Genomic DNA, 12,500 nt, shown 5'->3' on the forward strand with positions numbered 1-12,500 from the left:
TTTACGTGATGGAGTTGGGGAGGGAACGTGTGATGGCTTGCGGGCCGCTCGCCGCCGGCGCGGATGAGATCAGGCATCCAGCACGATGTCGCTCGCGGGGATCGCCTGGCATGCCAGGCACACGCCGGCATCCTCCGGCTCTTCGCCATGCAGGTGGAGGACGCGGCCCKACACGACCGGCACGGCGCAGCTTTCGCACTGTCCGACCCGGCATCCGCTGGGCAGCGCCAGGCCCAGCCTTTCGGCGAACCCCAGCAAGGGTCCGTCGGCCGAGCGCCAGACGCGCGCGGTGGCGKATTTCGCGAAGACCACGTTGAACTGCTGCTCGGGACCGGACACCGTGCGTTCGGGGGAGCGGAACACCTCGCGGAAGATGTCGGAGCGATGCATTCCCCTGGCCGCCAGCGCATCGGCAAAGGCGCTCATCATCGGCGCCGGGCCGCACATATAGACCAGCGGACGGGCGCCGAGCCATTCCGGCGGGACATGGCCGGCGCTGACACGCCCGGCCACGTCGTAGTCGATGCCGGGCCGATCGCACGCGTCGGGGCGGTCGTAGAAATCGATCACCTCCAGCCCCGTGATGCACTCGCGCAGCGCGCGGATGCGCGAGCGGAAGGCGTGCGCCTGGCCGTTCTGGTTCGCGTACAGCAGCAGGATCCTGGGCCGATCGACCGGATCGACCGGATCGACCGGATGGCCCGGATCGCTGGCGGCCGCGAGGGATTCCAGCAGCGAGATGAACGGCGTGATGCCGATCCCGCCGGCCAGCAGCACAAGCGGCCGCCGGGAACGCACCGGCATCACGAAGTTGCCGGACGGCGCCCGCAGCGATACCACATCGCCCACCGCAAGGCTCTGGTTGATATACGAGGATGCGCGCCCGGACACGGCTTCGCCGGTAGCCGTCATGCCGGTGGCGCGGCGCACGGAAATCGAGTAGCCGCGCCGTGCCGGCACCGTGGCCGGGCCGGTGAGGGAATACGAGCGCACCACCTCTTCGCCGCCCGGMCGCATGGCGAGCCTGATCGTCACATGCTGGCCGGGCTGGAAATCCGGCAAGCCGCCGCCATCGGCGGGCTCCAGGAAGACGGAGGTGACCTCGCGTGCTTCCCTGGCCAGGCCGGCCACGCGGAAGGCGCGATAGCCATCCCACCTGCGCCGCGCCTCGTCGAGCCCGGGCTCGCGTTCCACATTGCAGCGAAAGGCGCGCAGGGGCACCGAGCCGCTGACCGGGTCGATGCTGTCCGCGCTGATCAGTGCGTTGTAGTTGCTGTTGCCCTGGCCGGATACCGGCAAGGGACCCTGGGCGAGGGCGTCGCAGCGTTGCCACCAGCCGAACTCGCCCACCACCACGCGCGGATGCAGTCCTTCTCTCACCCTGGCGATAAAGCGGGCGCTGCCRGCGGGCGTGGTCACGCGGATTGCATCGCCGCTGGCAATGCCGCGCGCGGCCGCCAGTGCGGTCGGGATTTCCGCTTCCGGCTGCGCGGCCTTGCGCCTGAGCGAAGGCAGGCCGCGATGCTGGCTGTGGCAGTAGTAGCCGCTCTTGGCCGAGGTCAGCACAAAGGGAAAGCCCTCGCCTGCGGGGCCGGCAGCTTCGCCGGCAGGCTGGCCCGGGCGCGGCAAGGCGGGATAGCCGTGGCGCAGCAACAGTTCGGAGTACAACTCCACCAGGCCGGTCTGCGTATCGAAGGCGCGCTCGCGCGGCCTTGCCGCGTACTTCCGTTCCATGTCGGCCACGGGCACGCGGATGCCTTCGGGCTGTGCGCGCAGCCGCTCGACGCTCAGCCCGGAGGGGGCCAGCATATGGTTCCAGCCCGCTTCCAGGCTGCCGCCGAAGAAGGCCTCCGACAGCCCGAGCCTGGTCGCGAGGTCGAACACGATGTCATTGTCCGAGCGCGATTCGCCGCGCGGCGAGACCATGCGCTGGCGCAGTTGCACCAGTTGTTCCGCCTCGGCGGAGATTTCGAAGCCGATGCGCAGGCCTTCGCGCTCCCACGGCGTATTCACCGGCAGCAGGATATCGGCGTAGCGCGCGCTCGGCGTCTCGAACAGGTCGCAGTGCGCATAGAAGTCGAGGCTGCGCAGCGCCCGTTCGCCATCTTCCACGTCGGCCTGCGACAGCAGGGGATTGGTGCCGAACGCCACCAGCGTGCGCACGCTGTAAGGCTGTGCATGCAGGATGGCCCGGTAGAGATCGCGCGCGGTGACCCAGCCCTGCGCGGGCGGGCCCAGCGGCCTTTCGGCATAGCCGAGTGCCTTGGGCTTCTGCCCGGCGGGCAGCAGGCCGGAGCCGCTGACGGGGTTGTAGGGCGGCTTCTGGTAGATGCGGTTGCCGCCGTTGCGGTCGAAGCTGCCGGTCAGGGCGTACAGGCAGGCGATCGCGCGGTCGGTCTGGGTGGCGTTGTCATGCTGGCCGACGCCGGACCAGGCGTGATAGGCCACGCGCCCGGCCGAGGCGAACAAGCTGGCGGCATGGCGAATATCTCCTTCGTCCACCCAGGTCAGCTGCGCGGCCAGGGCTGCCGGGTAGCGGGCGCATTCGCCGGCATAGAGCTMGAAAGCAGGGTGGCAGCCGATGGCTGTGCCCGGTGTATTGGCGTCATCCACGCTGAACGAACCGCGCAGCGCAAGATGCTGGAAATCCTGCGCCGCCAGCGACGATGACGTCTGCGCCCGTGCAGTCTGCGCGTTCCAGACCAGGTAGGCATCGCCATCCGGCAGCCCCAGGTCGCGCCCCCGCAGGAAGCGTCCGTTGTCGCTGCGCACTAGCAGCGGGCCGTTGGTCCACTGGCGGACGAAGTCCAGGTCGAACGCGTTCGCTTCGATCAACAGGTTGGCGATCGCCATCGCCAGCGTGGCATCGGTGCCCGGCCGCACGCGCAGCCATTGGTCCGCCTGGCCGGCCAGCGCCGTTTCCCTGGGGTCGATCACCAGCAGCTTCGCGCCGGCGCGCCTGCCGGCCCCGATTGCCTCGGCCTGCGACAGCCAGGTGTTGGTCGGGTTATGACCCCATAGCACGATGAGCCCGGCATGCCGGTAGTCCGCGGTCGGCATGCCGCAGCCGAAGGTAAAGGCGTGCGCGTAGTCCTTGTGCCAGTTGCAGATCTCCGTGGCGTAGCAGGTGTTGGGGCTGCCGAAGAGCCGGATAAGGCGTTCGATCCAGTCGATGCTGTCGCTMAGCGGCGTGCCGCTGGGCGTGGTCACGGCGAAGGCCACCGACTCGGCACCGCCATCGCGCCGGGCCTGCAGCATGCGCCGGGCGATCTCCGCCAGGGCCTCTTCCCAGGAGATCCGTGCCCAGCCGGGATCGGGGTCGGTCTTGGGATGGGTGCGCCGCATCGGATAGAGGATGCGCTCCGCGCTATGGACCAGCTCGGGCGCCGACTTGCCCTTCAGGCACATGGCCTTGCCGGTGGGGTGGGCGGGATCCGGCCGCACCGATATCAGGGCGTCGTCCGCCACCACGTTCACCGTCCCGCACCGGGAGCGGCACAACGTGMAGTAGCCGTGCTTGTCTTCATTGCTCATTGCTGGTCACCGCATCTTGTCTCCTGACCGGATGCTAGCTAGCATGGCGAAGTATTTCTAATTCTTAATTTTGAAAAAGCAATATCGGAAAAATCGATGCTACCCACATTGAAGCAACTGCAGCATTTCGTGGCCATGGCCGAGTCCGGGCAGGTGTCGCGTGCGGCACTTCGCTGCCATGTGTCGCAGTCGTCGATGACGTCGTCMCTGAAGAGCCTCGAGGAGGCACTGGGCGTCCAGTTGTTCACGCGGCATGCCAGCGGCGTGCGTCTCACMGAAGCCGGCACGCGTTTCCTCCGGCATGCGCAGCAGATCGGGGATGCCGTGCTGGATGCGGTGGAGGCCATCACCGTCGCGCCGGTGGAGATCACCGGAACGGTGCGCCTGGGGGTGACCGAGACCATCACGGCCTATGTGCTCCCGGGCCTGCTGCCGGCATTCGAGCGGAAATTCCCGAAGCTCCGGCTGTCGGTGCTGGAKCGGGAGCGGCACGACATCGAGCAGGGCATCCTGGACGGCGAGATCGATATCGCCCTGCTGCTGGTGTCGAACCTGCCCGGCCTGAATCATGTCACCTGCGAAACACTGCTGCGCTCCGCGCGGCAGCTGTGGGGCCATCCGGAGCATCCCCTGATGACRGCCGAGCGCATCGGGCTGGCCGACGTGGCGCGGCATGACTACATCCTGCTCRACATGGACGAGCACATTTCCACGGTGGGCAAGTACTGGGGCCAATACGGCCTGGCGCCCGATGTTCGCTACCAGAGTTGCTCGATCGAGGCGGTGCGCAGCCTGGTGGCGGCCGGGCGCGGCGTCGCCATCCTCTCCGACCTGGTCTACCGGCCATGGTCGCTGGAGGGCCAGCGCATCGTGCGGCGCGGCATCGCCGACAAGGTGCCGTCGATGGACGTTKGCCTGGCGTGGAGGCGCGAGCCCGCCACGCCGGGCAATGTCGTTGCGCTCGCGGACTTCCTGCGCGGCGCCCTGCGCGAAAAGGCCAGGTTCTAGGTCCGGCTGCGGCATTCGGCGCTAGCCGCCGGAATTCCCGCATGCCGTGGCGAAACGGCAATTGAGCCTATGCCGGCGGGCGCGGCGCCGCCTATCCTGTCTTGTGCCGGTGCACGGCGCCTTGAGCGATACGCGTGCACCCGGGCACACCCACGACAGGAGAACACGCATGGCTGGAACCACGGTGGCGGACATGATGGCGGACATCCTGACGGTGGCCGGCGTCGAGCGCATCTACGGCCTCGTCGGCGATTCGCTGAACGGCCTGACGGATTCCCTGCGGCGCAAGAAGACCATCGAGTGGCTACACGTGCGCCACGAGGAGGTGGCGGCCTTCGCGGCTGGCGCGGAGGCCCACCTGAGCGGCAAGCTGGCGGTATGCGCCGGCAGTTGCGGCCCCGGCAACCTGCACCTGATCAACGGCCTGTTCGACGCGCACCGCAGCCGGGTGCCGGTGCTGGCCATCGCCGCGCACATCCCCAGCTCGGAGATCGGCTCGGAGTATTTCCAGGAAACCCGCCCGCAGGAGCTGTTCCGCGGCTGCAGCCACTATTGCGAGATGGTCAGCAACCCGGAAGAACTGCCGCGCATCATGCAGTCCGCCATGCGCGCCGCGCTGGGCCAGCGCGGGGTGGCGGTGATCGTGGTGCCTGGCGATATCGCCCTGATGGAAGTGCAGGCACCGGCGCTGCTGGAACTGGCCCTGCCCGAAGCGCCCGCGGCGGTGCCGCCGGCCGAGGAACTGGCGGTGACGGCGCGCCTGCTCGATACCGCCAGCAGCGTCACCCTGCTGTGCGGGCGCGGCTGCGAAGGCGCGCACGCCGAAGTGGTGGCGCTGGCGCAGCGCCTGAACGCGCCCGTGGTGCACGCKCTCGGCGGCAAGGAATTCGTCGAGTACGAGAACCCGTTCGACGTCGGCATGACCGGCCTGATCGGCTTCTCCTCGGGCTACTACGCCATGCTCGAATGCGACACGCTGCTGATGCTGGGCACGGACTTCCCGTACCGGCAGTTCTACCCGACCAAGGCCACGATCATCCAGGTGGACATCCGCGCCGAGAACCTCGGCCGCCGCTGCCGGCTGGCGCACGGGGTGGTCGGCTCGGTGAAGGAGACCATCAAGGGTCTGCTGCCGCTGCTTGGGCAAAAGAGCGACCGCGCCCACCTGGACCGCGCGCTCGAGCATTACCGCAAGGCGCGCACCGCGCTGGACGACCTTGCCACCGGCGCGCCGGGCAGCGGGCTGGTGCACCCGCAGTACCTGGCTCGCTGCATCAGCGAAAACGCGGCGCCGGATGCGGTCTTCACCTTCGACGTGGGCACGCCCACGGTATGGGCCGCGCGCTATCTCGCCATGAACGGCCAGCGCCGCCTGATCGGCTCGCTCAACCACGGCTCGATGGCCAACGCCCTGCCGCAGGCCATCGGTGCGCAGGCGCTGTTCGCGCAGCGCCAGGTGGTGGCAATGTGCGGCGACGGCGGATTTTCCATGCTGCTGGGCGATCTGCTCACGCTGCGCCAGCACAACCTGCCGGTCAAGGTGGTGATCTTCAACAACGGCAACCTCGGCTTCGTCGCCATGGAGATGAAGGCGTCGGGTTTCCTCGACACCTATACCGACATGGTCGACACCGACTTCGCCGCGATCGCCACGGCGGCGGGCATCCCCGGCATCCGGGTGGAAGACCCCGGCCTGGTGGCGCCGGCGCTGCAGGAGGCATTCAGCCGCCCCGGCCCGGTGGTAGTGGACGTCAAGACCAACCGGCTCGAACTCGCCATGCCGCCCACCATCACCACCAAGGAGGCCAAGGGCTTCAGCCTCTACCTGCTGCGCGCGATCATCGACGGGCGCGGCGGCGAGATCGTCGACCTGGCGAAGTCCAACCTGTGGCGATAGGGCAGGCGGCAGGGCCACAGGGCGGCAGGGCTTCGCTGCAGGCCATCAGCCGATGCGCGCGCCGCTGGCCTTGACGATCGGGCGCCAGGACTGGTACTCGGCCACCACGAACTTGCCGAACGACTCCGGCGTGTACTGCATCGGCTCCGCGCCCTGCATCACGAACTTCTTGCGGATGTCGGGGCGTCAGCAGACTCAGCCCCGTCAGTCGTAGTCCAGCGCGTCTTCGAGCGGGACTTCACGCTGCGGCATGAGCCGGCGCGGCGGGTGCATTCCGGTGTACAACGGAATGCGCCCGCCTGCAAGCTGGCCGCCAGGGTGGCGCGCCGCGTGCGCCAGACCATGCACGGCAGCGCCACCGCGGCGCTAACTTGCGCTAGAGTGGGAACCTCGTACAGCTTGCGTTACACATGAGGATGTCCATGGAAGCCCAGCGCCTGCAGTTCCCCGGAAGTGACGGCCAGCAACTCGCCGCGCGGCTGGATTTACCGGCCGGCCCGGTCCGCGCCTTTGCCCTGTTCGCCCATTGCTTTACTTGCGGCAAGGACGTGCTCGCGGCCACGCGCATCGCACAGGCACTCACCGCCCACGGCATCGGCGTGCTGCGCTTCGATTTCACCGGTCTTGGCGGCAGCGGCGGCGATTTCGCCAATACCAATTTTTCCTCCAACGTGGCCGACCTGCTGGCGGCGGCCGACTACCTGCGCCAGCAGCACCGCGCGCCCGCGCTGCTGATCGGCCATAGCCTCGGCGGCGCGGCCGTGCTGGCCGCGGCGCAGGGCATACCGGAGGCCAAGGCGGTGGTGACCATCGCCGCGCCCAGCGATCCGGGGCATGTGGTGGGCCTGTTCGGCGAGCACGCCGCGCGCATCGAAGCCGACGGCGAAGCCGAAGTCCAGCTTGCCGGCCGGCCGTTCCGMATCAAGCGCCAGTTCATCGAGGATGTCGGCGAGCAGAAGCTGCTCGATAGCGTGGCCAGGCTGCGCCGCGCGCTGCTGGTCATGCACGCGCCGCAGGACGATACCGTGGGCATCGACAACGCCACGCAGATCTTCATTGCGGCCAAGCATCCCAAGAGCTTCGTCTCGCTGGACMGCGCCGACCACCTGCTCACGCGCAAGGAAGACGCGGTCTACGTGGCCAATACCATTGCCGCCTGGAGCCAGCGCTACCTGGGCAGCGAGACGCTCGACATGCCGCCCGCCGTGGCCGAGGAAGGGCTGGTGCGCGTGGAAGAGACTCACACCGGCAAGTACCAGCAGCGCATCGTCGCCGGCCCGCACCGCCTGCTTGCCGACGAGCCGGTCTCGTTCGGCGGCCTCAACGGCGGCCCCGCGCCTTACGACCTGCTCCTGGCCGGGCTGGGTGCGTGTACCTCCATGACGATGCGCATGTATGCCGAGCGCAAAGGCTGGCCGCTCGAGCATGTGGCGGTGTCGCTGCGCCACGAGAAGATMCACGCCGCCGACTGTGCGKACTGCGCCACCACCGAAGGCAAGATCGACTGGATCGAGCGCGAGATCACCATGCTGGGGCCGCTCGACGAGGCCCAGCGCGCCGCCCTGCTGGAGATTGCCGACAAGTGCCCGGTGCACCGCACCCTGCATTCGGAGGTGGTGATCCGCACGCACGCGGCGGAAGCCGTGCCCAAGTAGGCCGGCGCGGCGGACCCGGACGCACCCCTCTCCCGTGCGCGGGAGGGGGGTGCGCACCAGCGCTGCGCCCCGGCCTCCGGTTCGCGCTCAGACGAAAGTCGTCTCGATCCGCGAAGCCGCCTTCAGGAACAATGTCACCGGTGTGCGCTCGCAGATCTGCGCGAGCCGCTCGCGCTCGGCCTGGCCCAGTTCCGCGCCACTTACCCTGACCTCGCGCTGGATAAAGCGCGCCTCGTCCTTGCCCTGGAACACGGCCGTCACTTCCACATCGGCCACGGGCCATTGTTTGCGCTGCATATACATCTTCAGCGTGATCGCCGTGCACGAAACCAGGCCGGACAGCACGAAAGCGAACKGAGCCGGGCCCTGGTCCGTGCCGCCGAGGCTGGCGGATTCGTCGCCGCTCAGCGCATGGCTGCCGGCCTGCAGGTGCACGAGGTAATTGGCATCGGCCGGGCCGAGCCGGGCGGTGGCTTTGGAATTTGACATGGCTTGTGCGGAGTCGAAGTTGCAGGTGGGTAGCAGGGGCCTGGCCGGGTTTCTGGCTGGCGCAAGCATTTTCTCTTCCAAATCAAGGGCTTGAGSTCTTCAGTCAGCGGCCGGCCGGGAAAGCCGGAGACTGATTGTAACCATGCCGCCGCCGGGCCGCACAAGATATGGCGGAGCAGGGACATGCCCGGGCCGCGCCACGCTCCGGATCGATGCCGGGCTGATCCGTTCGTATCACCATAGTGGTGCAATTGAACCGTCTGTTTCCTTGTTGCGGTGAAAAACACGAGTGTTTCATGGTTATCCATGATGGAACAAATGTTGCTCAGTGACTAGCATCTGAAACGATGACGGATCCCGTATCCGCTAGACAAGGAGCGATCGATGAAAGCAGTGGAAGCGACGAAGGCGACGAAGGCGATGAGGCTGGCTGCGCTGGGCATGGCGATGGCGGCCGCCGCGCTCGGCGCGGGTGCGGCCCGGGCKGCGGACGCGGCGGCCGGCTCGACGCTGGGCAAGATCAAGGAGTCGGGGGCGATCGCGATCGGGCACCGTACCTCGTCGATCCCGTTCTCGTTCTATGACGGCAGCCAGAAGGTGGTCGGCTTCTCGCAGGACATCTGCGACAAGGTCATCGCCGAAGTCAGGAAGCAGACGGGCGTGGCAAACCTGCAGGTGCGCATGGTGCCGGTGACCTCGCAGAACCGCATCTCGCTGGTGCAGAACGGCACGGTGGACCTGGAGTGCGGCGTSACCACSAACCTSAAGGCACGGCAGCAGCAGGTGGCATTCTCKACCACCTTCTTCGTGGCGGGCACGCGCCTGCTGGTCAAGAAGGGCAGCCCGGTGCAGGACTTCGGCGACCTGTCCGGCAAGGCGGTGGTGACCAATGCCGGCACGACGTCCGAGCGCATCCTGCGCAAGCTCAATGACGAGAAGAAGGCCAACATCACCATCCAGAGCGCCAAGGACTATGGCGAGTCATTCCTGATCCTGCAATCGGGCCGGGTGGCTGCCTTCATGATGGACGACGTGCTGCTGTCCGGCGTCAAGACGCTGGCGCCGGCGCCGGCGGACTGGACCGTGGTGGGCACGCCGCAGTCGTTCGAGGCCTACGGMTTCATGATGCGCAAGGACGATCCGGAGTTCAAGAAGCTGGTMGACGGCGTGATCACCGGGCTGATGAAGAGCGGCGAGATCCGGTCGATGTACGACAAATGGTTCAACAAGCCGATCCCGCCGAAGAACGTCAGTTTCGAGTTCCCGATGAGCGCGGCTGTCAAGAAGGCCTACGAGCAACCCAGCGACGAGGCCTTCGAGTAAGGCCCGTTCGCGCGGGGGCGTCCATCGGGGCGTCCACCGGGGCCGTCCGTCACGGCCGCTTGGCGGGCACGTAGGCGCCGGTCTGGTGGAGCTGCCCCTCCGCCAGCTCGAGCGCCTTGATCGCGCCCTTGCCCTTCTTCGCCAGCAGTTGTTCCACGAGCGCCTCGGCCAGCGCCACGCCGGCGGCGATCGAGGGAAAGAACGAGGGACTGTCGAGCGAGAAGAGCAGGGTGCAGTCGGCCTGCAGGGCGATGGGGGCGACGGTGCTGTCGGTCAGGGCGATGACGCGGCAGCCGGCCTCGCGCGCCGCGCTGGCCACGCGGATGCTCTCCTGCGAATACGGCGCGAAGCTGGCGACCACCACCGCATCCTTCGGCGCCAGCGCGCGCAGTTCCATCTCCAGCGTGCCTGCATCGCCGCGGATCAGGTGCACCGGGGCGCGGAACAGCCGGTAGAGATAGTGAAACGTAAAGGCGATCGGATAGCAGGAGCGGAAACCGGCGACATGGACGGCGGGCGCGGCGCCGATCAGCTCGGTCGCGCGCGGCATCGCTTCGGCATTGCCGGCACCGGTGCGGTCCAGGTTGCGGTGCTGGGTCTCCAGCATCTCGGCCAGCATCCGTGTCGAGCCGCTTTCCCGTACCACCTTCCTGGCGCGCTTGGCGTAGGGCTGGGGACCGCCGCGCAGCGACTCCACGAAGAGCTCGCGCAGGCCCTGCCAGCCGTCGAAACCGAGGAACTGCGCCAGGCGCACCAGCGTGGCCGGCTGCACGCCGGCATCCGCGGCGATCTTGCGCATGGAGAGCATGGGCACTTCCTGCGGATGGTCCAGCAGGTAGCGCGCACCGCCCTGGAACTGCGTGCTGAGCGAGGCGAAGGTCTCGCGCAGGTGGGCCTGCAGGTCGTCCAGGCTTTGGGGCGGCAGGGGGCTTTCGGTCGGCATCGGCGTTCTGGAATGAGGAGATGCAACGATTGTTGCACAATCGGTGGCGACGTGCTTCCTGCTTCTGCTTGCGACGGTTCGCGGCGCATGGAATCGAATGAATCTTTCGTGTCGATACAAGAAACATATGTTGCATACGCGGCGACGTTTTCTTATACTTTCCCCAGCCGGCAACTCCGCCTGACTCCGTACCGCACATCATGACCAAAGTCTTCCACCGCAATCCGCGCCAGGCGCTTGCAGTCGCCGTAGCCGGCAAGGGCATCGAACTGACCGACAGCAACGGCAAGCGCTATCTCGACGCTTCCGGGGGCGCGGCGGTGTCTTGCCTGGGCCACGGCCATCCGCGCGTGATCGAGGCCATCAAGCAGCAGCTCGACACCATTGCCTACGCACATACGTCGTTCTTCACCACCGAAGTGTCCGAGGAACTGGCGGATACGCTKGCGCGCGCCGCGCCGGGCGACCTGGACCATGTGTACTTTGTCTCCGGTGGCTCCGAGGCGGTGGAGGCGGCGCTGAAGCTGGCCCGGCAGTATTTCGTGGAGATCGGGCAGCCTGCGCGCCGGCACTTCATTGCGCGCCGCCAGAGCTACCATGGCAATACGCTGGGCGCCCTGGCCATCGGCGGCAACGCATGGCGGCGCGAACCGTTCCTGCCGTTGCTGGTGCCGGCGCACCATGTCTCGCCGTGCTACGCCTACCGCGACCAGCACGCGGGCGAGACCGGCCAGCAATACGCGCAGCGCCTGGCCGATGAACTGGAGGCCAAGATCCTGGAACTGGGGCCGGACAGCGTGGCCGCCTTCGTGGCGGAAACGGTGGTGGGCGCCACCGCGGGCGCGGTGCCGCCCGTGGCCGACTACCTCAGGCGCATCCGCGGGGTGTGCGACAAGTACGGCGTGCTGCTGATCCTGGACGAGGTGATGGCGGGAATGGGCCGCACCGGCTACCTCTTCGCCTGCGAGGAGGACGGCGTGGTGCCCGATATCGTGACCATCGCCAAGGGCCTGGGCGCGGGTTACCAGCCGATCGGCGCGATGCTGTCGACCAGCCGTATCTATGACGCCATCGTCGGCGGCAGCGGCTTCTTCCAGCACGGCCATACCTATATCGGCCACGCCACGGCGTGCGCGGCGGCACTCGCGGTGCAGCGCACGATCGCCGGGGAGAACCTGCTCGACAACGTGCTGGCCCGCGGCGAGCAGTTGCGCGCCCGGCTGCGCGAAGCGCTGGGAGAGCACCCGCATGTGGGCGACATCCGCGGTCGCGGGCTGTTCGTCGGCGTCGAGTTCGTCGCCGACCGCGCCAGCAAGGCCACGCTGGATCCKGCCCTGAAGACGCACGCGCGGCTCAAGTMGGCCGCCATGCAGAACGGCCTGCTGGTGTACCCGATGGGCGGCACGGTGGACGGCGTACATGGCGACCACGTCCTGTTCGCGCCGCCGTTCATCTGCTCGGCGCAGGACATCGACAGCATCGTCGAGCGGTTCGCCGAATCGGTGGCGGCGGTCMTGCCGGGCTGAAGCAGGACGTCCGGCGCGGCCCCGCGCAGGCGCCTTGCCTGTGCGCGGGACGCCGCTTGCCGCMGCCTGCGCCTTGTCTGTCGGGCGCGAGGCACGTCCGAGGCACGTCCGGGGCACGTCCGGGG

At 67.9% G+C, this 12,500-nt stretch carries 8 protein-coding genes; 5 read left to right on the plus strand and 3 right to left on the minus strand.

Going from position 1 to position 12,500, the window contains the following annotated elements; genetic code table 11:
- Window positions 1-69: 69 nt before the first annotated feature.
- On the minus strand, window positions 70-3,534 hold the full coding sequence (locus AC1DKV_RS17165) for a molybdopterin-dependent oxidoreductase (protein ID WP_477137682.1): 3,465 nt from the start codon (window positions 3,532-3,534) through the stop codon (window positions 70-72).
- Between the two features lie 96 nt (window positions 3,535-3,630).
- On the opposite strand from AC1DKV_RS17165, the gene AC1DKV_RS17170 reads away from it, so the two are divergent.
- The 3 genes from AC1DKV_RS17170 (at window position 3,631) to AC1DKV_RS17180 (ending at window position 8,094) form a co-directional block, all read left to right on the plus strand.
- Entirely contained in the window at window positions 3,631-4,542 is a 912-nt protein-coding gene (locus tag AC1DKV_RS17170) for a LysR family transcriptional regulator (protein ID WP_477137683.1), read from the plus strand.
- 169 nt (window positions 4,543-4,711) lie between these two features.
- Complete coding sequence (gene poxB / locus AC1DKV_RS17175; RefSeq protein ID WP_441619121.1) at window positions 4,712-6,439, plus strand: ubiquinone-dependent pyruvate dehydrogenase; 1,728 nt, start codon at window positions 4,712-4,714, stop codon at window positions 6,437-6,439.
- 422 nt (window positions 6,440-6,861) lie between these two features.
- Complete coding sequence (locus tag AC1DKV_RS17180; RefSeq protein WP_477137684.1) at window positions 6,862-8,094, plus strand: bifunctional alpha/beta hydrolase/OsmC family protein; 1,233 nt, start codon at window positions 6,862-6,864, stop codon at window positions 8,092-8,094.
- An 87-nt stretch (window positions 8,095-8,181) separates the two neighbouring features.
- Here AC1DKV_RS17180 and AC1DKV_RS17185 read toward each other — a convergent pair whose 3' ends face one another.
- The gene (locus AC1DKV_RS17185) at window positions 8,182-8,583 is read right to left on the minus strand and encodes an OsmC family protein (RefSeq protein ID WP_477137685.1); all 402 of its coding nucleotides are present in this window, start codon (window positions 8,581-8,583) and stop codon (window positions 8,182-8,184) included.
- Between the two features lie 420 nt (window positions 8,584-9,003).
- Between AC1DKV_RS17185 and AC1DKV_RS17190 the strand changes: the two genes are divergently transcribed.
- Window positions 9,004-9,906, plus strand: coding sequence for a glutamate/aspartate ABC transporter substrate-binding protein (locus AC1DKV_RS17190; protein ID WP_441619276.1), 903 nt, complete (start codon window positions 9,004-9,006; stop codon window positions 9,904-9,906).
- Between the two features lie 49 nt (window positions 9,907-9,955).
- Here the strand turns inward: AC1DKV_RS17190 and AC1DKV_RS17195 are convergent, their stop codons facing one another.
- Window positions 9,956-10,849, minus strand: coding sequence for a MurR/RpiR family transcriptional regulator (locus tag AC1DKV_RS17195; protein WP_441619127.1), 894 nt, complete (start codon window positions 10,847-10,849; stop codon window positions 9,956-9,958).
- 200 nt (window positions 10,850-11,049) lie between these two features.
- On the opposite strand from AC1DKV_RS17195, the gene AC1DKV_RS17200 reads away from it, so the two are divergent.
- The gene (locus AC1DKV_RS17200) at window positions 11,050-12,375 is read left to right on the plus strand and encodes an aspartate aminotransferase family protein (RefSeq protein WP_477137686.1); all 1,326 of its coding nucleotides are present in this window, start codon (window positions 11,050-11,052) and stop codon (window positions 12,373-12,375) included.
- Window positions 12,376-12,500 lie beyond the last annotated feature (125 nt).

Source organism: Cupriavidus sp. 05T41 (assembly GCF_056396525.1).